The 25,421-nt window shown below is 53.6% G+C and carries 22 protein-coding genes; 17 read left to right on the plus strand and 5 right to left on the minus strand.

Features of this window, described 5'->3' with window-relative positions; all coding sequences use genetic code 11:
* Positions 1 to 122: 122 nt before the first annotated feature.
* Positions 123 to 440: a PTS lactose/cellobiose transporter subunit IIA gene (locus tag I2123_RS06070; RefSeq protein ID WP_112165926.1), complete on the minus strand. Its 318-nt coding sequence runs from the start codon at positions 438 to 440 to the stop codon at positions 123 to 125.
* 286 nt (positions 441 to 726) lie between these two features.
* Here I2123_RS06070 and I2123_RS06075 point away from each other — a divergent pair, with 286 nt between their 5' ends.
* The 5 genes from I2123_RS06075 (at position 727) to I2123_RS06095 (ending at position 5,194) form a co-directional block, all read left to right on the plus strand.
* A complete protein-coding gene (locus tag I2123_RS06075) occupies positions 727 to 2,064 on the plus strand; it encodes a PTS sugar transporter subunit IIC (RefSeq protein ID WP_112165928.1) in 1,338 nt (445 codons plus the stop codon).
* Positions 2,065 to 2,099: 35 nt separating this feature from the next.
* A complete protein-coding gene (locus I2123_RS06080) occupies positions 2,100 to 3,536 on the plus strand; it encodes a glycoside hydrolase family 1 protein (RefSeq protein ID WP_213051990.1) in 1,437 nt (478 codons plus the stop codon).
* Between the two features lie 14 nt (positions 3,537 to 3,550).
* On the plus strand, positions 3,551 to 3,868 hold the full coding sequence (locus I2123_RS06085; RefSeq protein WP_112165932.1) for a PTS sugar transporter subunit IIB: 318 nt from the start codon (positions 3,551 to 3,553) through the stop codon (positions 3,866 to 3,868).
* Positions 3,869 to 3,962: 94 nt separating this feature from the next.
* Entirely contained in the window at positions 3,963 to 4,736 is a 774-nt protein-coding gene (locus I2123_RS06090) for an FCD domain-containing protein (protein ID WP_112165934.1), read from the plus strand.
* Between the two features lie 5 nt (positions 4,737 to 4,741).
* Positions 4,742 to 5,194, plus strand: a complete 453-nt coding sequence (locus I2123_RS06095; RefSeq protein WP_112165936.1) for a GNAT family N-acetyltransferase — start codon at positions 4,742 to 4,744, stop codon at positions 5,192 to 5,194.
* Here the strand turns inward: I2123_RS06095 and galR are convergent.
* The gene (gene galR, locus I2123_RS06100; RefSeq protein WP_112165938.1) at positions 5,187 to 6,194 is read right to left on the minus strand and encodes an HTH-type transcriptional regulator GalR; all 1,008 of its coding nucleotides are present in this window, start codon (positions 6,192 to 6,194) and stop codon (positions 5,187 to 5,189) included. The two genes, I2123_RS06095 and galR, sit on opposite strands and share 8 nt — an antisense overlap.
* 259 nt (positions 6,195 to 6,453) lie before the next feature.
* On the opposite strand from galR, the gene I2123_RS06105 reads away from it, so the two are divergent.
* The 3 genes from I2123_RS06105 to lplT all read left to right on the plus strand — a co-directional run bounded on the left by I2123_RS06105 (position 6,454) and on the right by lplT (position 12,420).
* The gene (locus I2123_RS06105) at positions 6,454 to 8,724 is read left to right on the plus strand and encodes a molybdopterin guanine dinucleotide-containing S/N-oxide reductase (protein ID WP_213051991.1); all 2,271 of its coding nucleotides are present in this window, start codon (positions 6,454 to 6,456) and stop codon (positions 8,722 to 8,724) included.
* A 325-nt stretch (positions 8,725 to 9,049) separates the two neighbouring features.
* Positions 9,050 to 11,215: a bifunctional acyl-ACP--phospholipid O-acyltransferase/long-chain-fatty-acid--ACP ligase gene (gene aas, locus I2123_RS06110; protein ID WP_213051992.1), complete on the plus strand. Its 2,166-nt coding sequence runs from the start codon at positions 9,050 to 9,052 to the stop codon at positions 11,213 to 11,215.
* On the plus strand, positions 11,212 to 12,420 hold the full coding sequence (gene lplT / locus I2123_RS06115; protein ID WP_213051993.1) for a lysophospholipid transporter LplT: 1,209 nt from the start codon (positions 11,212 to 11,214) through the stop codon (positions 12,418 to 12,420). The genes aas and lplT overlap by 4 nt, the downstream gene beginning before the upstream one ends.
* 87 nt (positions 12,421 to 12,507) lie before the next feature.
* Here lplT and I2123_RS06120 read toward each other — a convergent pair whose 3' ends face one another.
* The 3 genes from I2123_RS06120 to mutH all read right to left on the minus strand — a co-directional run bounded on the left by I2123_RS06120 (position 12,508) and on the right by mutH (position 14,768).
* Entirely contained in the window at positions 12,508 to 13,548 is a 1,041-nt protein-coding gene (locus I2123_RS06120) for an NADP(H)-dependent aldo-keto reductase (protein ID WP_112165946.1), read from the minus strand.
* 176 nt (positions 13,549 to 13,724) lie between these two features.
* Complete coding sequence (locus I2123_RS06125) at positions 13,725 to 13,943, minus strand: YgdI/YgdR family lipoprotein (RefSeq protein ID WP_112165973.1); 219 nt, start codon at positions 13,941 to 13,943, stop codon at positions 13,725 to 13,727.
* Between the two features lie 138 nt (positions 13,944 to 14,081).
* On the minus strand, positions 14,082 to 14,768 hold the full coding sequence (mutH, locus tag I2123_RS06130) for a DNA mismatch repair endonuclease MutH (protein ID WP_112165947.1): 687 nt from the start codon (positions 14,766 to 14,768) through the stop codon (positions 14,082 to 14,084).
* Between the two features lie 695 nt (positions 14,769 to 15,463).
* On the opposite strand from mutH, the gene rppH reads away from it, so the two are divergent.
* The 9 genes from rppH (at position 15,464) to ptrA (ending at position 25,416) form a co-directional block, all read left to right on the plus strand.
* A complete protein-coding gene (gene rppH, locus I2123_RS06135; RefSeq protein WP_112165949.1) occupies positions 15,464 to 15,991 on the plus strand; it encodes an RNA pyrophosphohydrolase in 528 nt (175 codons plus the stop codon).
* Positions 15,992 to 16,002: 11 nt separating this feature from the next.
* Entirely contained in the window at positions 16,003 to 18,249 is a 2,247-nt protein-coding gene (gene ptsP, locus I2123_RS06140; protein ID WP_112165951.1) for a phosphoenolpyruvate--protein phosphotransferase, read from the plus strand.
* Between the two features lie 181 nt (positions 18,250 to 18,430).
* Positions 18,431 to 19,300: a prolipoprotein diacylglyceryl transferase gene (gene lgt / locus I2123_RS06145; RefSeq protein WP_213051994.1), complete on the plus strand. Its 870-nt coding sequence runs from the start codon at positions 18,431 to 18,433 to the stop codon at positions 19,298 to 19,300.
* A 6-nt stretch (positions 19,301 to 19,306) separates the two neighbouring features.
* Entirely contained in the window at positions 19,307 to 20,101 is a 795-nt protein-coding gene (gene thyA / locus I2123_RS06150) for a thymidylate synthase (RefSeq protein WP_213051995.1), read from the plus strand.
* A gap of 239 nt (positions 20,102 to 20,340) precedes the next feature.
* Positions 20,341 to 20,835 carry a prepilin peptidase-dependent protein gene (locus I2123_RS06155; protein WP_274611819.1) on the plus strand — a complete coding sequence of 165 codons (495 nt, stop codon included), beginning with the start codon at positions 20,341 to 20,343 and terminating at the stop codon, positions 20,833 to 20,835.
* The gene (locus I2123_RS06160) at positions 20,832 to 21,413 is read left to right on the plus strand and encodes a prepilin peptidase-dependent protein (protein ID WP_244879883.1); all 582 of its coding nucleotides are present in this window, start codon (positions 20,832 to 20,834) and stop codon (positions 21,411 to 21,413) included. Before I2123_RS06155 ends, I2123_RS06160 begins: the two co-directional genes overlap by 4 nt.
* Positions 21,414 to 21,469: 56 nt before the next feature.
* On the plus strand, positions 21,470 to 21,907 hold the full coding sequence (locus I2123_RS06165; protein ID WP_112165976.1) for a YgdB family protein: 438 nt from the start codon (positions 21,470 to 21,472) through the stop codon (positions 21,905 to 21,907).
* Positions 21,900 to 22,259, plus strand: coding sequence for a prepilin-type N-terminal cleavage/methylation domain-containing protein (locus tag I2123_RS06170; protein ID WP_213051997.1), 360 nt, complete (start codon positions 21,900 to 21,902; stop codon positions 22,257 to 22,259). The genes I2123_RS06165 and I2123_RS06170 overlap by 8 nt, the downstream gene beginning before the upstream one ends.
* Positions 22,260 to 22,530: 271 nt before the next feature.
* Positions 22,531 to 25,416, plus strand: a complete 2,886-nt coding sequence (gene ptrA, locus I2123_RS06175; protein ID WP_213051998.1) for a pitrilysin — start codon at positions 22,531 to 22,533, stop codon at positions 25,414 to 25,416.
* Positions 25,417 to 25,421: the final 5 nt, after the last annotated feature.

Consider the following 25,421-nt stretch of genomic DNA (forward strand, 5'->3'; position numbering starts at 1 on the left):
CGTTTATTTTGGTCGCCGTTTTGCCATTAACACCCCCTCCCTGCCTCCCCCTTCGCAGGGGGAGGAGCAAAAGCCAAACCTAAAAAAACGGAAGGCTTCCTTCTCTTCGCGGGGGAGATCACTTACTTATCAAACATTTCTTTTCTCAGTAACACGATCTCTTCGGCCAGTTCGCGGCACAGCATGGCGGTCATCAGGTGATCCTGCGAATGCACCATGATCAAGTTCACCGGTATTTTGCCCACGCCTTCATCCAGGCCAATCAGCTGTGTCTGCACTTTGTGCGCCACACGCGCCGCGTCGTCGGATGCTTTGAGCATCGCATCGGCTTCTGCCCACTCTCTTTTACGCGCGTGCTGAATCGCCATCATCGCGTTGGATCGTGCTTCTCCGGCGTTGATCAATAACTCCATCACCGTTTGTTCCAGATCGAATTCCATCGAAAACTCCAAATTGGTATACCAGAAAAGTGTGAATTCATCATATTGGAATTCCAATATTCACATGTGAGAACGCTGTCACAGAAATTAATTCTCATTACGCTATTTTTTGGCATGCCACATTTTGCTTTATGAACGAAATAAAGCGGAATGCGGGCCGACAGGATCACTCTCAGAAACGGAATCTGGCTCTACTTCGCGCGGCACCTTTTCTTCCAGCGGTATAAAAGGTCAATGCGAAACAAACACCTGTACAGCTTTACACAAAATTAAAAGAGGTGGTGTCATGTCATTTAAAGACCGTTTTATCGATTCTCTCGGGGGATTCGCCAACACCTTCAATAGCTACCGATACATTATGGCTATCAAGGCGGCTTTTATCACATTAATGCCCGTCATTATTGTGGGGGCATTCTCAGTTTTAATTTCTAACATGGTGATGGATCCGAAAAACGGATTAGCACACTTTGAAATGTTGTCGTGGCTGGCCACGCTCAAACCGATCATGAGCAGTATTAACTACGCCACGCTGAGTTTCCTGACTATTGGTGCCGTCTTCTTAATCGGTATTGAATTAGGCAGAATCAATGGTTCGCGTTCGTTATTTCCGGGCCTGCTGGCGGTCATTTGTTTTATTGCCGTGACGCCCACCACTGTCGATATGATGGTGAATGGTCAGATGCAGGAAGTCAAAGACGTGCTGGCGAAGCAATTCTCCGATACCAAAAGTCTGTTCCTCGGAATGTTTATTGCGATCCTGTCCGTGGAGATTTATTCCAAACTCGAAAGCTATAGCGGCCTGCGAATTAAGATGCCGGAAAGTGTGCCGCCAAATGTCTCAGCGTCGTTCTCGGCGTTAATTCCCGCCATTATTACCGTGGTGATTATTGCCACCTTCGGATTTGTGTTCCATCAGGTCACCGGCATGTATCTGTACGATGCGGTGTATCAGGTGATCCAGCGTCCGCTGGAATCCGTGATGCAAAGCCTGCCGGGCATTCTGCTGCTGATGTTTGTCGCGCAACTGTTCTGGGTGATCGGCATTCACGGTAATCAGATGATCAAACCTATCCGCGAACCGCTGTTGCTGGGCGCGATCATGGTCAACATGACGGCGTTCGAGCAGGGGCATGAAGTGCCGAACATCATCACCATGCCGTTCTGGGATGTGTATATGAGCATTGGCGGCTCCGGCTGCACCATCGGTTTGTTGCTGGCCGTGATGCTCGCCACCCGCCGTAAAGAAATGCGCGAAATCTCCAAATTGTCGCTCGGGCCAAGCGTGTTCAACATCAACGAGCCCGTGATTTTCGGTATGCCGATCATGCTCAACCCGATCCTGGCTATCCCGTTCATCATCACGCCGCTCATCACCGGCACCATCGGTTACTTCGCCACCAGCCTCGGCTTTGCCGGACGCGCCGTGGTCATGGTGCCGTGGACCACACCGCCTATCATCAATGCCTGGCTATCCACTGCCGGTTCGATGGGCGCGGTCATCACCCAGGCCGGATGCATCGTGGTGTCAGTGCTGATTTATCTGCCGTTTGTGAAAGTGGCCTCGCGCCGCGCCGAACAGGCACAGCTTGAGGCGATGCAGAAGAAACAGGCTGCAACGGCCTGAAGCGCACAAAATTATTCGGATAAAAGAGGACTGTTATGAGCAAGGTTTCCATCGCCATTCCTGACGGATTTATCCTCGGTGCCGCGGCTTCCGCGTGGCAGACCGAGGGCTGGAGCGGCAAGAAAAACGGGCAGGATTCGTATCTGGATCTCTGGTACAAAAACAGCCGTCACGTCTGGCACAACGGCTACGGCCCGGCGAAAGCCACGGATTTCATTCACCGTTACAAAGAAGACGTGGCGCTGATGAAAGCCAGCGGGCTGAGCCATTACCGCACGTCGATCAACTGGTCGCGTTTTCTCACCGATTATGAACTGGGCACCGTCGATGAGGAGTATGCCGCTTACATCGACTCGCTGCTCGATGAGATGAAACTACAGGGCATCGCGCCGATGCTGTGCCTTGAGCACTATGAACTTCCGGCCTATCTGATTGAAAAATACGATGGCTGGAGCTCGAAAAAAGTTGTCGAACTGTTCGTGCTGTACGCCGAAAAAGTGTTTGAGCGCTTCGCCCATAAAGTCGACCGCTGGTTTACGTTCAACGAACCGGTGGTGGTGCAAACCCGCGTGTATCTGGATGCCATCCGCTGGCCTTTCGAGCAGAACACGGCGAAATGGATGCAGTGGAATCACCACAAAGTGCTGGCGACCGCCAAAGTCGTCGAGCTGTTTTACCGCAAAGGCCATAACGCGGCGGGCACCATAGGTGTGATCCTCAATCCGGAAGTCACCTACGCCCGTTCGACTGCGCAGCACGATCAGAAGGCGGCGCACTTATACGATTTGTTCTATAACCGCGTGTTTTTAGATCCTATGATCAAAGGTGAGTATCCGCAGGAGTTGCTGGAATTACTCGAAAAGCATGGCGTTGATTTTGATTATTCCGAACAGGAACTGGCGATCATCCGAAATAATACCGTGGATGAAGTGGGGATAAATCTGTATTACCCACACCGCGTGAAAGCGCCGTCCCGCGAATGGAATAAAGAGACGCCATTCCATCCGGCTTACTATTACGAACATTTTGAATTACCGGGGCGGCGGATGAATAAATCCCGCGGCTGGGAAATTTATCCGCGCGTAGTGTATGACATGGCGATGCGCATTAAATCGGAATACGACAATATTCCGTGGTTCGTGGCCGAGAACGGTATGGGTATCGAAAATGAAGGCCAGTTCCGCGATGCTGCTACCGGTGAAATTCAGGATGATTACCGCATTGAATTTATCGCGGAACATCTTTACTGGACGTTAAAAGCGCGGGAAGACGGCGCGAATTGTCAGGGATATATGCTGTGGGCGTTTACCGATAACGTCTCACCGATGAATGCCTTTAAAAATCGCTACGGGTTGATTGAAATTGATCTCGATGACAACCGGAATCGTCATCAGAAGAAATCATCTCGCTGGTTTAAATCGCTCAGTGAAAATGGCGTGTTGTCTTTGACGCTGGACGACGAAGATAAATAACCCGAGGAAACACTATGAAACGTATCGTTTTAGCCTGTTCGGCAGGGATGTCCACTTCCCTTGTGGTCACCAAAATGGAAAAAGAAGCCGCCGCCCGTGGCCTGGAATTTCAGATCTACGCGATCCCGGAAAATAATCTGCGTGATGAACTCGAAGCCTATGGTCGCGATATTCAGGTGGTGCTGTTAGGGCCGCAGGTGAGATTCAAACTGGCAGAAAATAAAAAGCTGACCGATGAACACAATATTCCGATCGATGTCATTGATATGATGGCTTACGGAACGCTCAATGGTGCGAAAGTGCTTGATCAGGCATTAAGTCTGATAAAGTAATCCGTCATACTTCCGGCTGCAGGTGCGTGGTTCATGAGCCTGCAGCCCGAATTATTTTGGATTTTCATTTTTGTTTTTGCAGCAAGGTGAGCGTGTGGAAAAAGGTGTGGTTTCGCAGGACAGAAAACAGTATCAGGAAATCGGGCATGACCTGCGTGAGCAAATCAAGCAAGGGCAGTTTGCCGTGGGCTCCCGTCTGCCGCCTGAGCGCAATATGGCAGAAACCTATGGCGTCAGCCGGACTATCGTGCGCGAAGCGTTGCTGATGCTGGAGCTCGAAGGCACGGTGGATATCCGCCAGGGCTCGGGCGTATATGTGATCCGCATTCCTTCGCAGGAAGAGGGCGAAGATGAACTGATGTATCAGGGGCAGATTGGCCCGTTTGAGATTTTACAGGCGCGGCAGTTACTCGAAAGCAATATTGCCGCGTTTGCCGCCAAAATGGCGACCAAGTCTGATATCGAAAATCTGCGCCGCACGCTGGAGCAGGAACAAACCGCCATCGTGGCTAACGATGAGAGTGGCGACAATGACCGCCTGTTTCACCTGCTAATTGCCGGCGCGACACAAAACCAGATGCTGCTCGATTCGGTCAAAAATATCTGGATGCACCGCGACTCCAGTCCGCTGTGGAAACAGTTACACAGCCATATTGCCACGCGTGGATATCGTCTGAAATGGCTGGCTGATCATCAGAATATTTTGGCCGCGCTGCGCCGCCGCGACGTGATGGGATCCTATCAGGCGATGTGGCAGCACATGGAAAACGTGAAAAATACCCTGATGGAACTTTCCGACGTTGATGCGCCGGAGTTCGATGGCTATCTGTTTGAATCCGTGCCGATTTTTCAGGGGAAAATGGTCTGAACGCGATGAAAATCATCAACCTCAGCGCGCGGCCAGAGTTTAAAGAACAGGTGACCGACTGGCTGTGGCAGGCGTTCGGCAGCGAAAACAGTCGCGATTTTTTTGCCAGCGTGGTGCAAAGCAGCCTGTCGGGGGCAGATCTTCCGCAGACTTTTATTGCGCTGGAAGGTGAACGCCTGGCGGGGACGGTGGGTTTATGGCGCTGCGATTTGGTAAGCCGTCAGGATCTCACGCCGTGGCTGGCGGCGCTGTACGTCGATAAGGATTACCGCTCGCGCGGGCTGGGGCAGCAGTTGCAGGAGTTTCTTCAGGAGCACAGCCGCCGCAGCGGCTTTTCCGAACTCTATCTTTACGCCGAATTCACCGGCTATTACGAACGTTTTGGCTGGCGCTATATTGGCGATGCGCTGGACTATCCTGATAAGCCAGTTCGCGTTTACAAAAAGTCTTTTAGCTGACCGCCGGCCCGCTCACTGAGTGACGTCGTACCAGCGTCGGGCTGAACATGTGGGTGGTTTCCGGCAACGGCTGACCGTTCGCCAACGCCAACGCCAGCTGCGCCGCCTGATTCGCCATCGCCACGACCGGATAACGCACCGTGGTCAGACGCGGGCGCAGATAGCGGGAAATCAGCACATCATCAAAGCCTATCAGCGAGATTTCGCCCGGCACATCAATACTGTTATCACTGAGCACCGATAAGGCACCGGCGGCCATGGAATCGTTGTAGCAGGTGACCGCCGTGAAGCCTTTCCCCAGCCCCAGTAAATCTGCCATGGCTTTCTCGCCCCCGATTTCATCAGGTTCGGCGTAGGCGATGAGTTTGTCATCCACCGGGATATTATTCTCCGTCAGCGCGTCGATATAGCCTTGCAGACGATCGCTGGCGTCCGAAATACCGTGGTTGGAGCACAGGATGGCAATGCGTTTATGCCCGGCCTGAATCAGATGGCGGGTCGCCAGCCAGGAACCGTAACGGTCATCAAGCGCGATACAGCGCTGTTCGAAGCCAGGCAGTGTGCGGTTAATCAGTACCATGCCCGGGATTTGCTGCATCAGGCTGGTCAGTTCTTCTTCCGGCAGCATTTTGGCGTGAACCACCAGCGCCGCACAGCGGTGGCGGATCAACTGCTCAATTGCCTGACGCTCTTTTTCAACGTTGTGGTAGCCGTTGCCGATCAGCAGGAAATTGCCGGTCGCATACGCCACCTGTTCCACCGCTTTGACCATCGCGCCAAAGAACGGGTCGGAGACGTCAGCGACGATCAGCCCCAGCGTTTCGGTCGCCTGTTGGGCAAGCGCGCGGGCGTTGGCATTCGGGTGATATTGCAGATGTTGCATGGCGCTCTGAACCGCTTCCCGCGAGCTTTCGCTGGCCTTCGGGGAATGATTTATCACGCGTGAAACGGTCGCAACCGATACGCCTGCCAGTTTTGCTACATCCTTAATCGTTGCCATAACACTTCCGCTATTCCGTGAGGGTAATCGTTTACACCGCCAGTCTTGCGGAAAAGACAGGTGGCTGCAAGGATGACGATCGCAACTTTTTGATGCAAGTGCTGAAACGACGAGTTTTAACTTCATAACACGCTGACAGCGGGGTTTTGCAAACGCCGCCTGACCCGAGAATTCTATTTATCATTATTTGTGCTTTGAGTTTCCGCCTGTGTGAGTGGTATTTTTATGGTCAAACACCTGCGCTGAGAAAATAAAAAACATGTCGATAAAACGCTATCCGCAACTGGCTCACTGGGGCGCATACACCGCCGTCGTAGAAGATGGACGGTTGATCCGCTGCGAACCCTATTCTGCGGATGCCGATCCTTCGCCCTTACTCGATTCCATCGTGCCGCTGGTCTATTCCGATAAACGGATCCGTAAACCGGCGGTGCGTCGTTCATGGCTGCAAAAACGCGAAAACAGCGATCGCTCGCTGCGGGGTCGCGAAGATTTTGTTGAAGTGGACTGGGATGTGGCGCTGGATCTGGTCGCGCAAGAGAACCGCCGTGTGCGCGACCGTTATGGCGCGTCCGGTATTTTCAACGGCTCTTATGGCTGGTCTTCCGCTGGTCGCCTGCATCATGCCCGTTCGCTGGTGCGCCGTTTCTATTTCACCGGTGGCGGCGGCGTGGATCAGTTAGGCAACTACAGCTGGGGCTCGGCGCAGTTTTTCCTTCCTTATGTTATCGGCACTTTCACGCCGCTGACCGGCCGTGTGACCTCCTGGCCGAGCGTGGTTGAACACGCTGAAATCCTGCTGGCCTTCGGTGGTCTCGCGCTGAAAAATGCGCAGGTGGCCTCCGGCGGCGCAGTGGAACATACGCTTAAACCGGCGCTGGAACAGCTGGCGAAGAAAGGCACGCGGGTCATCAACATCAGTCCGATGCGCGATGACTGCCCGGAATTCCTTAACGCCGAATGGATCCCGATCCGCCCGAATACCGATGCGGCGCTGATGATGGCCATCGCCTATGAAATTCAGCGCAAAGAAGCGCAGGACGATGCCTTCCTCGCCAGCCACTGCGTGGGGTATCCGCAGCTGGCCGCCTATCTGCGCGGTGAGAAAGACGGCGTAGCGAAAACGCCTGACTGGGCGAGTCACATCACCGGTATTCCGGCTGAGCGTATCGCAAGTCTGGCCGATGATCTGATCGGTGTGCGCAGTTTTATCACCTGTTCGTATTCCGTGCAGCGCGCCCACCGCGGTGAGCAGCCTTACTGGATGATGATTGCTATTTCAGCGATGCTCGGACAGGTCGGCCTGCCGGGGGGCGGCTTCTCATTTGGCCACGGTTCAATGAACAGCGTCGGCAACCCGCGTTATGACACGCCGGGGCCTGCGGTCAGTGCGGGGCCGAATCCTTCCGGCCTGGCGATCCCGGTTGCGCGCATCAGCGACATGCTGCTCAATCCTGGGCAGCCCTACGAGTTTCAGGGCGAAACACAGCATTATCCGGATATCCATCTGGTGCACTGGGCGGGCGGCAATCCTTTCCATCATCATCAGCAGTTAAACCGTCTGGTGGAGGGCTGGCAGAAGCCGGATACCATCATTGTTCAGGATAACGTCTGGACACCGGCCGCGCAGATGGCGGATATCGTGCTGCCTGCCACCACTTCGCTCGAACGTAATGATATCGGCGGATCCTCACGTGACCGCTTCGTGCTGGCGATGCATCAGGCGATTGCACCCCAGCATCAGGCGCGTAACGATTTTGATATCTTCGCCGATATCGCCGACCGTCTGGGTTATCGCGAGCAGTTCACGCAGGGGCGCAATGAAGATCAGTGGCTGCGCCATATTTACCGCCAGTGCGGTGAAGCGCAGAAAGGCACGAACGTGGATTGGCCGGACTTTGAATCCTTCTGGGAACGCGGTTTTGTGGAGCTGCCGATGCCGGAAAAAGATTTTGTGTTTTTCGAGGAGTTCCGGAAAAGCCCACGCGCGAACCCGCTGGGTACGCACAGTGGTAAGATCGAACTGTTCTCGGAAACCATCGCCGGATACGGTTATGCCGATTTCGCACCGCATCCGGAATGGCAACCGCCGGTGGAATGGCTGGGCGCTGAGACGGCAAAGGAGTGGCCGCTGCATCTGATTTCCATCCAGCCGAAAGACCGTCTGCACAGCCAGCTCGATCAGTCGCCGCTGGCACAATCGAACAAGACTGCCGGAAAAGAAACGCTGTTTATGCACCCCGAGGACGCGGCCAGCCGCCAGCTGAACGACGGCGATCGTGTCAAAGTGCATAATGCGCGCGGCAGCTGTCTGGCCGGTGTGTTATTCAACGACGGGATCACCCGCGGTGTGGTGCTGATGTCCACCGGTGCGTGGTTTAATCCGGGCTTCGGCGCCAAATGGCAGGAGACGGAACAGGCCGGGAACCCGAATGTGCTTACGCTCGATATCGGTACTTCGCGTTTAACGCAGGGGCCTAATGCCATGAGTTGCCTGGTTGAAGTGACGCAATCAGCACTAAATGATTAAAACCGGGAGCATTTTCACCACTCGTTACACTTTGCGGAATTATGTTTCGATTGCCTGCTGGCTGTGATTACCACAAACCAGATAAATTGAACGTCCCAGAGGTATTGATTGGTGAATCATCAACGTGCTCTGCATGTTGATACCGATTAAATTTGCACCAACCTACGCGGATGCGTAGGTTTTTTTTTGCCTCAATGCTGACAACTGGCTCAGCGTCTTCCTAAACTCACTCCTGACTGTCGTCATTACTCAGCGGCTTATAGTATGCTGTTTCCCCAACCTTTTTCTTTCTGGATCAGGGATGACACATAAGGAGATGGCAAACATGTATAACTTTCTTTTCGCCGCGTTCAGGTGGCTGTTCCGCATCGCGTTCAGGGTTACTGTGACACCAGCGAAATCCTCATTTGATTACCCGCGTTTACTGCTGACACCCAACCATGTTTCTTTTATTGACGGCATGCTGCTGGTGCTTTTCCTGCCGGTCAAACCTGTATTTGCAGTCTATTCCAACATCACTGATACCTGGTTTATGCGTTGGCTGAAGCCATATGTGGACTTCATGCCGCTGGATCCGACCAAGCCGATGGCAATTAAACATCTGATCCGTGAAGTGGAGAAGGGGCGCCCGGTCGTCGTCTTTCCGGAAGGGCGTATCACGGTCACCGGTTCATTAATGAAAATTTACGACGGCGCAGCCTTTGTGGCGGCGAAGTCTCAGGCGACGGTCATCCCGGTGCGCATCGACGGCGCGGAATACACGCCGTTTGGCCGCCTGTTCGGCAGCTTTAAAATCCGCTGGTTCCCGAAAATCACCATCAACGTTCTTCCCCCGGTGACGATCCCGATGCCGGATGCACCGCGCTCGCGTGAACGCCGGATACTGGCCGGTGAGCAGTTGCATAAAGTGATGATGCAGGCGCGCATGGCGACCCGCGAGCCACAAACGTTGTATGAAGCGCTGCTGTCCGCGCAAACGCGTTATGGCAGACGCAAAAAATGCATCGCCGATATCGCGTTTAAAGAAGATACCTATCAGGGACTGCTGAAAAAATGCCTTGGCGTGAGCCGGATCCTGCAACGGTTCACCCGCGAAGGGGAACACGTCGGGATGTTGTTGCCCAATGCCACCATCATGGCGGCGGCGCTGTTTGGCGCCTCGATGCGTAACCGCATTCCGGCGCTGCTCAACTACACCGCCGGGGCGAAAGGTCTGCAAAGTGCGATGAAAGCGGCGCAGATCAAAACCATCATCACCTCCCGCCAGTTCCTTGAAAAAGGGAAGCTGACCCATCTGCCTGAGAACGTGCCGGAAGCCAACTGGGTGTATCTGGAAGATTTGAAGGACACGGTCACCACGCAAGACAAGCTGTGGATCTTGTTCCACCTGATCTTCCCGCGTGGCGCGATGCTGCCGCAAAAGGCCGACGACGCCGCGCTGGTGCTGTTCACCTCAGGCTCCGAAGGTAATCCGAAAGGCGTGGTGCATTCACACGCCAGCCTGCTGGCAAACGTCGAACAGATCCGCACCGTCGCGGACTTCACGCCGCGTGACCGTTTCATGTCCTCGCTGCCGCTGTTCCACGCCTTCGGTCTGACTGTCGGCCTGTTAACGCCACTGCTGACCGGTACGCGCGTGTTCCTTTACCCGAGCCCGCTGCATTACCGCATTGTGCCTGAGCTGGTGTACGACCAGAACTGTACCGTGCTGTTTGGCACCTCGACCTTCCTTGGCAACTACGCCCGCTTTGCTCATCCTTATGATTTTGCCCGGTTGCGTTACGTGGTGGCCGGTGCGGAGAAACTGGCAGAAAGCACCAAGGAAGTCTGGCAGAACAAATTTGGTATCCGCATTCTTGAAGGCTACGGCGTGACCGAATGTGCGCCGGTGGTGGCGATCAACGTACCGATGGCGACGAAGATAAACACCGTCGGGAAGATTTTACCGGGCATGGAAGCGCGTCTGATTAATGTGCCGGGCATCGAAGAAGGCGGACGCCTTCAACTGCGCGGCCCGAACATCATGAAAGGCTATCTGCGCGTCGAAAATCCGGGCGTACTCGAAACGCCGCAGGCTGAAAATGCCGAAGGCGAAATGCAGGCGGGCTGGTACGACACCGGCGATATCGTCACGCTCGATGAAAAAGGATTCTGCGCCATTCGTGGCCGTGTGAAGCGTTTTGCCAAACTGGCCGGTGAGATGGTATCGCTGGAAAGTGTGGAGCAGCTGGCGATTAAAGCCTCGCCTGATGGCCAGCATGCCGCGACGTCACGCAGCGACAGCAGTAAAGGTGAAGCACTGGTGCTGTTTACTACCGACGCAGAACTTCGTCGCGATGCGCTGAGCAAGGCGGCGCGCGATCTGGGGCTGCCTGAACTCGCCGTACCGCGTGATATTCGCGTGGTCAAAGCCCTGCCATTGCTCGGCAGCGGTAAACCTGATTTTGTCACCCTGCGCGAAATGGCAGAAAAATCGGAGACTGAGGCATGAGTAAACCTTTAGCGGCGGCATCGCCGCTGATGTCAAAAAGCATGACGGCGGTGATCGTGGCGCAGTTTTTATCTGCCTTCGGTGATAACGCGCTGCTGTTCGCTGCGCTGGCGCTTATCAAACAACAGCTCTACCCGGACTGGAGCCAGCCGGTTTTGCAGATGGCGTTTGTCGCGACCTACATCATTCTCGCGCCGTTTGTCGGGCAGTTCGCCGACAGCTTCTCTAAAGGTCGCGTGATGATGGTCGCGAACCTGCTGAAACTCGGCGGTGCGGCGGTGATTTGCGCCGGTCTGAATCCGTTCCTCGGCTATACGCTGGTGGGCATTGGCGCTGCCGCCTATTCGCCAGCCAAGTATGGCATTCTGGGTGAAATCGCCAGCGGCGAGCAGCTGGTTAAAGCCAACGGCCTGATGGAGGCGTCGACGATTGCCGCCATCCTGCTCGGCTCTGTGGCGGGTGGCGCACTGGCTGACTGGAATATTCTTGCGGCGTTGGGCATCTGCGTACTGGCGTATGGCGCTGCCGTGGCAGCCAACTGGTTTATTCCAAAACTGACCCCTGCGCGCGCCGGACAGTCCTGGCATCCGGCTAAAATGACGCGGACGTTTTTCTCGGCGTGTAAAACGCTGTGGAATGATGGTGAAACCCGCTTCTCGCTGGTGGGCACCAGTCTTTTCTGGGGCGCGGGCGTCACGCTGCGTTTCCTGCTGGTGCTTTGGGTACCGGTGGCTTTAGGGATCACCGATAACAAAACTCCGACGCTGTTGAACGCAATGGTGGCTATCGGGATTGTCTTCGGGGCCGGTGCCGCCGCGAAGTTAATCCGTCTCGAAACCGTCAAACGCTGCCTGCCTGCGGGCGTGGCGATTGGTATCGCCGTGGTTGTCTTCGCGCTGCAAACCAGCATGTTGAGCTCGTATATCGTCCTGGTGGTGGTGGGTATTCTCGGTGGCTTCTTTGTCGTGCCGCTGAACGCGCTGTTACAGCATCGCGGCAAAGCCTCTGTCGGTGCCGGTAACGCGATTGCGGTGCAAAACCTTGGCGAGAACACTGCGATGCTGCTGATGCTCGGCCTGTATTCACTGGTGGTAATGGCAGGTGCGCCGGTGGTGGCGATTGGGATCGGCTTCGGCGTGGTCTTCGCGCTGGCCATTACCGCGCTGTGGGTCTGGCAGATTATGCAAAAGCGCCGTCAGGTCTGAGACATTCCTGCGCTCTTTGAAAAATGAAGGGCATCTGAAAAAACGAAAGGGCGCTCAGCGCCCTTTTTTAATGTCTGTAAACTGTGGTTACGGTGCAGGAATGGTGAAGCGCTTGTGGATGTTTTCCAGCTCGCCCATGATTTCGGCATCCAGTGTCAGATCCTGACTGTCGATGTTGATCTTCAGTTGTTCCAGCGTGGTCGCGCCCAAAAGTGTGCTGGCAACGAACGGCTGCTGACGCACGAAGGCCAGCGCCATCTGCGAAGGATCCAGATTGTGTTTCTTCGCCAATGCCACGTATTCCGCCACTGCGCCTTCAGCCTGTGGTGATGAATACCGGGTGAAGCGGCTAAACAGCGTATTACGCGCGTTAGCCGGTTTCGCGCCGTTCAGGTATTTCCCGCTCAGCGTACCGAACGCCAGGCTGGAATAGGCCAGCAGTTCGACGCCCTCGTACTGGCTGATTTCCGCCAGACCGATTTCGAAACTGCGGTTCAGCAGGCTGTACGGGTTTTGAATGGAAACGATGCGCGGCAGATCGTGTTTCTCGGCCAGTTGCAGATAACGCATCACGCCCCACGGAGTTTCATTTGAAACGCCAATGTAGCGGATTTTACCGGCCCGAACCTGTTCGTTCAGCGCTTCCAGTGTTTCCAGCAGCGTCACCGGAGATTGCTCTTCGGTGTACTGATAACCCAGCTTGCCGAAGAAATTGGCCTGACGTTGCGGCCAGTGCAACTGATAGAGATCCAGATAATCAGTATTCAGACGTGTCAGGCTGGCATCCAGCGCCGCGCGGATATTTTTACGATCCAGCATCTGCGCCGGACGAATCGCATTATCGCTGCCACGGGAAGGGCCGGAGACTTTGCTCGCCAGTACGATCTTTTCGCGATTACCACGGGCCTTCAACCAGCTGCCGATATAGCTTTCCGTCAGACCCTGAGTTTCCGGGCGTGGCGGAACAGGATACATCTCTGCGGTATCAATCAGATTGATGCCCGCTGCAACGGCGTAATCGAGTTGCTGATGGGCGTCGGCTTCGCTGTTTTGCTCACCAAAAGTCATGGTGCCAAGACCCAGTAAGCTCACTTCTAAAGAACTGTGGGGTATACGGTGATATTGCATTGCCGGTCTTCCTTTCTTCTGAGAATGTCAGGCTGATAGAAAAAGTGCCTTATCTGACTATATACAAGGGAATCATCAGGTGGAAGTGGCAGAGAGTGCCGGTAATCAGAGAGGGCGGGGGATGCGTTGAAAGAGCCAGTCCAAAACCGGCTCTTATCGGTGGGCACGGATCTGACTTAGCGTTCCATCACCTGGCTGACATTGTCGTTGTTGATCTGACGCTCGTTGCCCTGTTCGTCGGTGTAGCTCAACAGGCCGGTGGATTTATCCAGCTTCGGTTTGCCGTCGGTCAGGATCATATTGCCGTCTTTGGTTGAAATCACATAATCACTGGCGCAGCCTGCAAGCCCGAATACCAGCAGCGCGGCGCTGGTCATCATCAACATTTTCTTCATCATTGTTATCATTCCTTGTGTGTGCACGACGTTATAGAAAGTCCGAAATGACTCTGTCCGGACATAATCACATTCTATCCTAGCAAAGCCTTTAAAAAGTGGCACAAAAGGTGCCTGAAATTTTTTTAAATGATGACATCAGAGCAGAAAATGTCGGGCCAGCAGCGCGCCGGTAAAGCGTTTTTTCAGATAGAAGCCGCGTGGCAGCGTCAGGATCGGCTGACCGAATTCACCGATCGCTTCGGTTAACGCTTTGCTGTTAGCCGCTTTCGGGCGCAGTTGCAGGAATTCCCCGTGGCGCGCAGTAATGCTTTCAACTTTGCCCAGTACGATCAAATCCATCAACTCTTCCCAGTCCTGACGCAACTGTTCATCTTCTTCTTTGGAAGGCTGCCACAATAAAGGTGCGCCAATATGGCGCTCTGAAAGCGGGATCTGACGCTCGCCTTCAACCGGGATCCACAGCACCCGTGCCAGTTTATGGCGAACATGGCTGCTTTCCCAGGTCACGCCGCTATTGCCGGTTAACGGCGCAACGCAGACGAACGTGGTTTCCAGCGGCTTACCGTGCGAATCAATGGGGATAGTTTTTAGCTCAATGCCAATATCGGCGAAATCCTGCTCAGGCTTACTGCCTGCAATCGCGCCAAGATAGACTTCCAATAACATTCCCACCCAGCCTTTTTCTCGTTTGAGATTGGCCGGGATCGGCAATCCTGCACGTGCAGCCAGCTCTCCTAAGGTGTGACCTGCCAGTGACTGCGCGCGGTGCAGCAGCTCATCTTCGTGACGGGGCGGTTCAGTTGCGGGTAACGGAATAGACATAAAAACAACACTCATGAATTTAGGTTAATTTTTAACCTCACCCTGCGTAATGCAGTGCATAAAAAGTTATACCCGTGAGATGGATGAATAATAGCATGATTTAATTTGGTTTTTTTTAGGCCTCTGGCCGGTTTATCACAAGCCGTTTTTAGGTTGACCACCTGTTGAAGGCGACAATGAACAGGATCTTCCCCCTACTTATCCACAGATTTCTTGGATAACCCTGGATAAATCCGATCACTGGTTCGATTTACAGGCTTGACGGACCGTGTTTTATCCAATTTCTACCCCGGCGACGTCAACTTTTAGACGATCGCTGTGGATAAAAACGTCGTTGGTGGATCTTTCACCAGATCATGTCTGCCTGTGACGTGCCTCACTTTTTTAGGGGGTTGATAACGCGGTTTATCGGTCGTAACTTAATGCTTTATATGTCTTTTATAAATATTAATTTTCGCGCCTGGGATAAGTTCACGAGAGTTTTACCCTGCTTACTCTTAAGTTCTGCACACATCTATCCACAGAAAAAGTGAATAAAATCGCGAGCCCTGACCTGAATCTGTTTATAACTTTGCCAATTAGTGAAAGTTATCCCATTTTTATTCGTGCGGATCAGCGCTAACCAGTGGTTTACCGCCTGTTGGTAGTGTGAAACAATCAGAACATCTATGATTTTAAGCTATTGAGGTAGTCCGGTGATCGATGATGATGGCTACCGCCCGAATGTTGGTATCGTAATCTGTGACAAGCAGGGTCAGGTGTTATGGGCCAGACGATACGGTCAGCACTCCTGGCAGTTTCCTCAGGGAGGCATTAATCCGGGAGAAACCGCTGAGCAGGCAATGTACCGCGAGCTGTTTGAAGAAGTGGGTCTGGGCCGCAAAGATGTCCGTATTCTGGCGTCGACCCGCAACTGGTTACGTTATAAATTGCCAAAACGTTTGGTGCGTTGGGACACAAAGCCGGTTTGTATCGGCCAAAAGCAAAAATGGTTCTTGCTGCAACTGATGTGTAACGATGCTGATATCAATATGCAGCGCAGCAGTACGCCTGAATTTGATGGCTGGCGTTGGGTGAGTTTCTGGTATCCGGTTCGTCAGGTGGTGTCATTTAAGCGCGATGTGTATCGTCGCGTGATGAAAGAGTTTTCGACCACTATTATGCCGATGCAGGAAATTTCCCTTCCCAAGACATCGCCCGCTTACCGTCGTAAAAGAGGCTAAGTCGCGAAGAGATGCTCACGCGTTTGCGAGAAATTGTTGAAAAGGTAGCAATGGCGGCCAGCCTGAATGATGCGCTGGACGTACTGGTCAATGAAACCTGCCTGGCGATGGACACCGAAGTGTGTTCCGTTTATCTCGCTGACAATGACCGTCGTTGTTATTACCTGATGGCGACGCGAGGTTTGAAAAAACCTCGCGGGCGTACTATTACGCTCGCGTTTGATCAGGGGATCGTCGGTCTGGTAGGCCGGCTGGCAGAACCCATCAACCTCGCCGACGCGCAGAGTCATCCCAGCTTTAAATACATTCCCGCCGTAAAAGAAGATCTTTTCCGATCCTTCTTAGGCGTACCGATCATTCACCGTCGTCAGCTACTCGGCGTGCTGGTCATTCAGCAGCGCGAACATCGACAGTTCGACGAAAGTGAAGAATCTTTTTTAGTCACGTTAGCGACTCAGCTGGCGGCGATCCTTTCACAGGCCCAACTGAACGTGCTGTATGGCCGATTTCGCCAGACCCGCGTCCGCGCGCTGGCGGCTTCGCCGGGTGTCGCCATCGGTATTGGCTGGCAGGACAGTTCGCAGCCATCACTTGAACACGTCTATATGGCGTCTACGCTCGATACGGTGCGTGAACGCGAGCGGCTGACCCGTGCGCTTGAAGATGCCGGTGCAGAGTTCCGCCGTTTCAGTAAACGGTTTACCGCCAGTGCACAAAAAGAAAGTGCCGCAATTTTCGACCTCTATTCACACCTGCTTAACGACGCCCGTCTTAAGCGCGAACTGTTTGCGCAGATCGATCAGGGTGCCGTTGCTGAATGGGCGGTGAAAAAGGTTGTTGAAGAATTTGCTGCGCAGTTTGCCAGCCTGCAGGATACCTATCTGCGAGAGCGCGGCAGCGATTTGCGTGCACTTGGTCAGCGGCTGGTTTTCCATCTCGATGACACTATTCAGGGCAATACACAGTGGCCGGAGCGTTTTATTCTGGTCGCAGATGAACTGACCGCAACGCTTCTGGCCGAAGTCCCGCAGGACCGGCTGGCGGGCGTAGTGGTGCGCGACGGTGCGGCGAACTCCCACGCGGCCATTCTGGTGCGCGCGATGGGTGTGCCGACCATTATGGGCGCGGATATTCAGCCTGCGCTGCTCAGCCAGCGGCAACTGATTGTTGATGGTTATCGCGGCGAGCTGCTGATCGACCCGGAACCGGTGCTGGTCGCAGAATATAAGCGTCTCATCAGCGAAGAAATGGAGCTGAGCCAACGCGCAGAGGATGATGTTGATCAGCCTGCGGCGCTGAAAAGCGGCGAAAGAGTGAAGGTGATGCTCAATGCCGGTCTGAGCGCCGATCACGAAAAACTGTTCGGCAGTCGCGTGGACGGCGTCGGGCTGTACCGCACTGAAATTCCATTCATGCTGCAAAGCGGTTTCCCTTCCGAAGAGGAGCAGGTGGCGCAGTATCAGGGCATGTTGCAGCTGTTCCCGCAAAAACCGGTGACACTGCGAACGTTGGATATCGGCTCTGACAAACAGCTGCCATACATGCCGATCAGCGAGGAAAACCCTTGTCTGGGTTGGCGTGGGATTCGTATTACGCTCGATCAGCCGGAAATTTTTCTGATTCAGGTGCGCGCCATGCTGCGTGCCAATGCGGCGACAGGGAATCTCGGTATCTTGCTGCCGATGGTCACCAGCCTCGAAGAGATTGATGAAGCACGCCGTCTGATAGACCGCGCCGGACGTGAAGTGCAGGAGCAGCTCGGTTACGAACTGCCGCGCACGCGTATCGGGGTGATGATTGAAGTGCCGTCGATGATCTTTATGCTGCCGGCTCTCGCCGGAAGAGTGGAGTTTATCTCGGTTGGTACCAACGATTTAACTCAGTATCTGCTGGCGGTTGACCGCAACAACACCCGCGTTGCCGGGCTTTATGACAGCTTACATCCGGCGATGTTGCGGGTGCTCAAGCAGATAATTACCAGCGCTGAAGCGATCGGGCTGGACGTCAGCCTGTGTGGTGAAATGGCGGGCGACCCGATGGGCGCATTGCTGCTGACCGGCATGGGTTACCGTAACCTGAGCATGAACGGGCGCAGCGTGGCGCGCGTAAAATATTTGCTGCGCCGCATCGACCTGATGGATGCCGAAGAACTTGCCAGCCGGGTATTGCAGGCACATTTCACTACGGATGTTCGTCATATGACGGCAGCATTTATGGAAAGGCGCGGTCTGGGCGGCCTGATTCGCGGCGGCAAATAGGACTCAGGCGCGGCATTTACCACCGCGTCATTCCTGCCTGCCCCCAATGCGGCGCAGAATGAGACGATTTTTTACAGAACTTTTCCCCGGCCATAGCCCCGGAAATCCTCCCGGCTATGCTACTATTCGCACCCTGCTGACCCCTAACCGGGCTAAAACAATAAACAATTTGTGGTGATAGATGAGCAACAGCTATCTGGCGTTTCCCCAGTTTGATCCGGTGATTTTCTCTATCGGACCGGTATCCCTCCACTGGTACGGACTGATGTATCTGGTTGGTTTTGTCTTCGCGATGTGGCTGGCTGTACGCCGTGCCAATAAGCCGGGCAGCGGCTGGACTAAAGACGAAGTCGAAAATCTGCTGTATGCCGGTTTCCTTGGCGTGTTCCTCGGTGGCCGTATCGGTTACGTATTCTTCTATAATCTGCCTCTTTTCCTCGACAATCCGCTTTACCTTTTCAAAGTTTGGGACGGAGGTATGTCCTTCCACGGCGGCCTGATCGGTGTGATCGTCGTAATGCTGGTCTTCGCCCGCCGCACCAAGCGTAATTTCTTCCAGGTCGCGGATTTTATCGCGCCGCTGATCCCGTTTGGTCTGGGTGCCGGACGTCTGGGTAACTTCATCAACGGCGAACTGTGGGGCCGTGTGACCACTGATGTGCCATGGGCAATGTTGTTCCCAGGCTCCCGTCAGGAAGATATCGCCATCGCTGCCTCTGACCCGAAATGGCAGCCGCTGCTGAACCAGTATGGTGTCCTTCCGCGCCATCCTTCCCAGCTGTATGAACTGCTGCTCGAAGGCATCGTGCTGTTTATCATCCTGAACGTCTTTATTCGTAAATCACGCCCGATGGGCGCGGTATCAGGCTTGTTCCTGATCGGTTACGGTTTATTCCGCATCATTGTTGAGCATTTTCGCCAGCCGGATGCGCAGCTCGGTTTGTTCGACGGCGTGATCAGCATGGGGCAGGTACTGTCCATTCCGATGGTAGTCATCGGCCTGATTATGATGGTCTGGGCATACCGCCGTCCGCAGAAACAATTGTCGTGAGGTAACATGAAACAGTATCTGGATTTAATGCAGAAAGTGCTCGATGAGGGCACCCCTAAAGCCGACCGTACGGGTACCGGCACGTTGTCGATTTTTGGTCATCAGATGCGTTTCAATTTGCAGGAAGGTTTCCCGCTGGTCACCACCAAACGTTGTCATTTACGCTCCATCATTCATGAACTCCTGTGGTTCCTGAAAGGCGAAACCAATATCGCTTATCTGCGTGAAAACAATGTCAGCATTTGGGACGAGTGGGCCGATGAAAACGGCGATCTCGGCCCGGTGTATGGCAAGCAATGGCGTGCCTGGGGCGCTGCGGATGGAAAGCAAATCGACCAGTTGACCAATGTCGTGAACCAGCTTAAAAGCGATCCGAATTCGCGTCGTATTATTGTTTCTGCGTGGAACGTCGGTGAGCTGGATCAGATGGCACTGGCACCTTGCCATGCTTTCTTCCAGTTCTACGTGGCGGACGGTAAGTTGTCCTGCCAGCTTTATCAGCGTTCTTGCGATGTTTTCCTTGGCCTGCCGTTTAACATCGCCAGTTATGCGCTGCTGGTGCACATGATGGCGCAACAGTGCTCTCTTGAAGTCGGCGATTTTGTCTGGACCGGGGGCGACACCCATCTGTACAGCAACCATATGGAACAGACGCATCTGCAACTGAGCCGTGAACCGCGCGCGTTGCCTAAACTGATTATCAAACGCAAACCGGCCTCCCTGTTTGATTACAACTTCGAAGATTTCGAGATTGAGGGGTACGATCCGCACCCTGCAATAAAAGCGCCTGTCGCTATCTGATTCTTCGCTGTTTGCTGCCTGACGCCTGTCAGGCAGCCATTATCCTGACTTCCCTCTGCAACACTTTTTACCCTTTTCCCCGACGATTCCCATCGCTTTTGTATCCCACATTTTGATTTTGCGAGACGTCGCGCAACATTTTTGTCGCGCGCATTCTTTTGCACTTTTTCTTCTCGGGATGTCCTGGAAAAAATCATTTTGCCACTGGTGGTGAAAATTCAAATGCCTACCCTGAGCGTATGAAAACAACCGAACGTTCAGGAGAGCAGGGAATGTCACTGATAGAAATGATGGTGGTTGTCGCGCTGGTCGCGATGTGCACCCTGTGGGGATTACACAGCTGGCGCGGCTATCAGCAGGCGCTGAAACTTGAACAGCAGGCGCAGCATCTGCGTTTGTATCTTTATGATTTGCAGGCTGAAGCGAACAATTACAACCGCTCCGCCATACTGTGGGCGATAAGCGGTACCGGCGGGTGCGTTGGTACAGGTGCGCGTCCGGCAGTTTGCAGTGCAGCGGGCGGAAGAGTGTTTGTGGTCAGTGAACCGGATATTGAGTTATTTGATTTTACCGACAAAGTGATGGGTTTTTACGGGCTTCGAAATGCCGCGCTGGCCGGGCATCTGACACTGAAAAATGCGGCAGGGAGTCTGCGTGTGGTGCTCTCAGCCAGAGGGCGTTTGCGTCTGTGCAGTGAGAATAAGCCGATGCTGGGCATCGGAGTCTGTCAGTGATTTTCCGTCGGACGCAGGGCTTCACACTGCCGGAAGTGATGATGGCGATGGGAGTCGGCAGCATGCTGATGCTCAGTGCGGCGCAAGTTTATCCGCTGATGCGCCAGCGAAGCCAAAGCCTCGGGCGACATTATCAGTTGGATCAATTGCTGCGCCAGACCAGCTTTACTATCGAAAAAGACTTACGACGCGCTGGATTCTGCAATGGCGTGTGTGACGGTAAAACCGTCATTCTCGGCAATGCGTCAGGAGAAACTACAGGCTCCTGTGTTATCGCGATTTATGATCTGAACCGAAACGGGCACTGGGAAAAACCGGGTAGTGCAGAATCTGAATATTTTGGTTATCGCCTGCGTCAGGGCGGTATTGAAACCCAGCGTGGTGCAGATACATGCAACAGTTCTGGCTGGGAGAAGTTGCTCGACCCGGCAGAAGTTAACGTCACGAAGTTTGTCGTGACGGAGCATTCTGGCCTGACTGCCGGACGCCTTTTCTCACTGGAACTCGAGGCACGGTGGAGTAAAGATCCCCTGATCCACCGGAAAATTATTGTCCAGGTTGCGGGGCATTCCCTATGAAATTCCGGGCGAAAATCAGGAAGGATCCCTCTCAATACCATCAGCAGGGCAGTGCCATGATATTGAGTATTATGGTGATGATGGGGCTGGGTATGATTGCACTGAACTCCCTGCAACAACAGCTTTCCGCCGGGCTGGCTCTGACATCCCATCAGCACCGGTATGCGATTGCCTGGGAGAATGCTGCTTCTTCACTGAGCTGGGGAGTCAGCGAGCCGTGGAAATTAACGGCACAGACAAAGTGGCAATGTCAGACGTTGACCGCCGGGATCGTGACTGCGGGGTCAGGGCGTACCTGTGTCCGCCCTTCACTACGTGAAGATGTTTTTGTTGTGCGCGGAGAAGGGAGAGCGTCGGAAGGGGGAGAGCCCGTGCTCCTTTACCAGCAGGTTAGCGCGCAAAAACAAGCGGATGGCTTGCTGATTTTTTCCCCACTCAGGCAAGGCTGGCTGGATTTCTGTCCGGAAGCCGATGAGTTGTTCTGTGATGACTGAGAAAGAAATCAATCAGCAAGGATTTAGCCTGCCGGAAGTGATGATCGCCGCGCTGCTGCTCTCAGTATCGGTACTTGGATTGCTCAACTATTTTCAATCGCTGAGTCAGGGTTTTATGCGTCAGTGGCAGGTGCAGCAGGCGTGGTCAGAGGCGCACTCAGAGTTAGAAGCCTATTCGGTCAGCGGAAACGGGACTCAACTGATGATTAAAGATTGGGAGTATCAGATATCCGGTTTTTCTGCTGGCCAGCGATGCATACTTGTCAGTGTAATTATCCGTTCACCGGCACAATATCAGGCACGCTTGCAGCGTTTAGTTTGCGAGCCAGATACAGGTAAACCTTCCGCTTAAGCAGGAGAAATACCGTTAAGCCGCTTGCAATGACAGCCTAACTGCATAGAGTGGTTTAAACAGGTGATTCATCTGGAGGGAATAACGCCCCGGTTGCTAAAAGTGATACAGCGACAGGTTATACATCCCGACACAGATTTTTCGACAACTATCCTGCATCTGCGGGGTCTGAAAAGACTCAACGGCATAAAACAGCAGGTTGAGGTTCATCAGTGGTTGAACCGTCATTTTTGCCCGTGTGGCACGTATATTGGATTGAGGGAGAGTGGCAATGTTTAAACAGGTTACCCGATTCACAGGGTTACTGTTGTTATTGACCTTTTGGGCCCCTGTTGTTTCAAGTGCCGCCGGTTGGCAGCCTTATGCACAAGCTATCAATAAAAGTCAGAATGACCCGCGTCAGTATCAGGCGATAACGCTGGCGAATGATATGACGGTTTTGCTCGTTTCTGATCCTGATGCGCCTAAATCTCTCGCCGCTTTGGCTATTCCCGTCGGCTCGCTCGAAGATCCTGACTCACAGTTAGGTCTGGCTCACTACACTGAACACATGCTGCTGATGGGATCCAAAAAATATCCCCAGCCAGAAAGCCTTTCCGAATTTCTCAAGAAACATGGCGGCAGCCATAACGGTAGCACCGCATCCTATCGCACGGCATTCTATCTGGAAGTTGAAAATGACGCCCTTCCTGAAGCGGTAGATCGCCTTTCCGATGCAATCGGTGAACCATTGTTAGACCCAGCCAATGGTGACCGCGAACGCAACGCGGTGAATGCTGAACTGACCATGGCACGTTCACGCGACGGAATGCGTATGGCACAGGTACGCGCTGAAACACTGAACCCTGAGCATCCTGGTTCGCGCTATTCAGGCGGTAATCTCGATACCCTAAAAGACAAGCCTGGCAGCAAGTTGCACGATCAACTGACGGATTTCTATCATCGTTACTACTCTGCCAATCTGATGGTCGGCGTGATTTATAGCAATAAACCTTTGCCGGAACTGGCGCAGCTGGCCGCAGACACTTTCGGGCAGATTGCCAATCATCATGCTGCCGTACCGCCGATTACCGTGCCGACCTTAACGGATAAACAGAAAGGCGAATATATCCATTTTGTTCCCGCACAGCCGCGCAAAGAGTTACGCGTTGAGTTCGCCATTGATAACAACAGCGCCGCGTTTCGCAGCAAAACGGATACCTATATCAGCTACCTGATCGGTAACCGCAGTCTGAATACATTGTCTGACTGGCTGCAAAAACAAGGCTATGCCGACGGTATCAGTGCCGGTGCGGATCCGATGGTCAACCGCAATCAGGGCGTGTTCAATATTTCAGTTTCGCTGACGGATAAAGGTCTCGCCGAGCGCGATACGGTCATTGCCGCCATATTCAGCTATTTGCATGAAGTGCGCGAGCAGGGCATAAAGAAACCCTATTTTGATGAAATCGCCCACGTGATGGCGCTGGACTTCCGCTATCCGGCGCTGACGCGGGATATGGATTACGTCGAATGGCTGGTGGATACCATGTTGCGCGTGCCGGTAGAACACGTTCTGGATTCGCCTTATCTGACGGACCAATACGATCCGAAAGCGATCGAGTCGAGGCTGGATGAAATGACGCCACAAAATGCGCGTTATTGGATAATCAGCCCAAATGAGCCACACAATAAAGTCGCTTACTTTGTGAATGCGCCTTACCAGGTCGATAAAGTCCCGCCACAAACTTTCGAGCAATGGAAATCCCTGGGGGAGGGAATCAAACTTACTCTGCCTGAGCTGAACCCATACATTCCTGACTCTCTGGCGCTGGTGACCAGAGATTCGAAAGCGACAAAACCTGAACTGCTGGTTGAAGATAAAGGCCTGCGCGTATTTTACATGCCAAGCCGCTTCTTCGCTGATGAACCGAAAGCCAGCGTGACGGTATCCTTTCGTAATGAACAGGCATTAAGCACGGCGAAAAATCAGGTGCTTTATGGCCTGACGGATTATCTTACCGGCGTAGCGTTTGATCAGTTGAGTTATCAGGCTTCTATCGGCGGGTTGAGCTTTGGTACGTCGCCAGACAACGGGTTGCAGTTTACCGCCAGCGGTTTCACCGAATGTCTGCCGGACTTACTGGCCGCACTGGTGGACAGCTATCCTGATTTCAAACCCACGCAGCAACAGCTTGATCAGGCTAAGTCATGGTATCGGGAGCGATTAGCCTCTGCGGATAAAGGCAAAGCCTTCGAGTTAGCACTCCAGCCGGTTCAGCTGCTTTCGCGCGTACCTTACACTGAACGTTCAGAACGCGAGAAGCTGGTTGCGGGTATCACGCTTGATGACGTAAATGCCTACCGTGAGCAGTTGATTCATCACGCCGCGGTGGAAATCATGGTGGTGGGTAACATGACAGGCGATCAGGTGAAAGCCATGTCCCAGCAGATTATGCAGAAGCTGGGGGCGCACGGAACCGATTGGTGGCGCGGAACGCAGGCCGTTGTGACTGAGCCTCAGAAAGCCAATATCCAGCGTGTCGGCAGCAGTTCTGACTCGGCGCTGGCCGCCGTGTATGTACCGACCGGTTATGATGAAGTCCAGAGCATGGGCTACAGCGCACTGCTCGGACAAATTATTCAGCCGTGGTTCTACAGCCAGCTTCGCACGCAGGAGCAACTCGGTTATGCGGTGTTTGCGTTCCCCATTCCTGTCGGTAAACAGTGGGGGATCGGTTTCTTACTGCAAAGTAACAGCAAGCAACCGGACTATCTGTATCAGCGCTATCTGGCCTTTTACCCACAGGCCGAAAAACGTCTGCGTGAAATGAAAGACGCGGAGTTTATTCAGTACAAACAAGGGCTGGTAAATGAAATGCAGCAACGCCCGCAAACGCTGGATGAAGAATCTGACAGATTAGGTAATGATTTCAGCCGGGGGAATGCGCAGTTTGATACGCGTACCAATGTTATCCGTGTGATTGCCGGGCTGACGCAAACGCAGCTGGCGGATTACTTCCATCAGGCCGTAATTAAACAGGACGGTCTGGCGATGTTGTCTCAGGTCTCTGGTAGTGACAGTAAAACGCCGCACTACGCTGCGCCGGAAGGTTTCAAAACCTACACTGATACTTCAACATTGCAGAAAACCCTGAAATCACAGACTGATAAATAATGTGA

The organism is Rahnella inusitata (assembly GCF_018288855.1).
Lineage (GTDB): Bacteria > Pseudomonadota > Gammaproteobacteria > Enterobacterales > Enterobacteriaceae > Rahnella > Rahnella inusitata.

Bases quoted from the DNA above. Each gene is read 5' to 3' on its own strand.
- I2123_RS06070 (WP_112165926.1), bottom strand. From the start codon at position 440: ATGGAATTCGATCTGGAACAAACGGTGATGGAGTTATTGATCAACGCC.
- I2123_RS06075 (WP_112165928.1), top strand. From the start codon at position 727: ATGTCATTTAAAGACCGTTTTATCGATTCTCTCGGGGGATTCGCCAAC.
- I2123_RS06080 (WP_213051990.1), top strand. From the start codon at position 2,100: ATGAGCAAGGTTTCCATCGCCATTCCTGACGGATTTATCCTCGGTGCC.
- I2123_RS06085 (WP_112165932.1), top strand. From the start codon at position 3,551: ATGAAACGTATCGTTTTAGCCTGTTCGGCAGGGATGTCCACTTCCCTT.
- I2123_RS06095 (WP_112165936.1), top strand. From the start codon at position 4,742: ATGAAAATCATCAACCTCAGCGCGCGGCCAGAGTTTAAAGAACAGGTG.
- galR (WP_112165938.1), bottom strand. From the start codon at position 6,194: ATGGCAACGATTAAGGATGTAGCAAAACTGGCAGGCGTATCGGTTGCG.
- I2123_RS06105 (WP_213051991.1), top strand. From the start codon at position 6,454: ATGTCGATAAAACGCTATCCGCAACTGGCTCACTGGGGCGCATACACC.
- aas (WP_213051992.1), top strand. From the start codon at position 9,050: ATGTATAACTTTCTTTTCGCCGCGTTCAGGTGGCTGTTCCGCATCGCG.
- lplT (WP_213051993.1), top strand. From the start codon at position 11,212: ATGAGTAAACCTTTAGCGGCGGCATCGCCGCTGATGTCAAAAAGCATG.
- I2123_RS06120 (WP_112165946.1), bottom strand. From the start codon at position 13,548: ATGCAATATCACCGTATACCCCACAGTTCTTTAGAAGTGAGCTTACTG.
- I2123_RS06125 (WP_112165973.1), bottom strand. From the start codon at position 13,943: ATGAAGAAAATGTTGATGATGACCAGCGCCGCGCTGCTGGTATTCGGG.
- mutH (WP_112165947.1), bottom strand. From the start codon at position 14,768: ATGTCTATTCCGTTACCCGCAACTGAACCGCCCCGTCACGAAGATGAG.
- ptsP (WP_112165951.1), top strand. From the start codon at position 16,003: ATGCTCACGCGTTTGCGAGAAATTGTTGAAAAGGTAGCAATGGCGGCC.
- lgt (WP_213051994.1), top strand. From the start codon at position 18,431: ATGAGCAACAGCTATCTGGCGTTTCCCCAGTTTGATCCGGTGATTTTC.
- thyA (WP_213051995.1), top strand. From the start codon at position 19,307: ATGAAACAGTATCTGGATTTAATGCAGAAAGTGCTCGATGAGGGCACC.
- I2123_RS06155 (WP_274611819.1), top strand. From the start codon at position 20,341: ATGAAAACAACCGAACGTTCAGGAGAGCAGGGAATGTCACTGATAGAA.
- I2123_RS06165 (WP_112165976.1), top strand. From the start codon at position 21,470: ATGATATTGAGTATTATGGTGATGATGGGGCTGGGTATGATTGCACTG.
- I2123_RS06170 (WP_213051997.1), top strand. From the start codon at position 21,900: ATGACTGAGAAAGAAATCAATCAGCAAGGATTTAGCCTGCCGGAAGTG.
- ptrA (WP_213051998.1), top strand. From the start codon at position 22,531: ATGTTTAAACAGGTTACCCGATTCACAGGGTTACTGTTGTTATTGACC.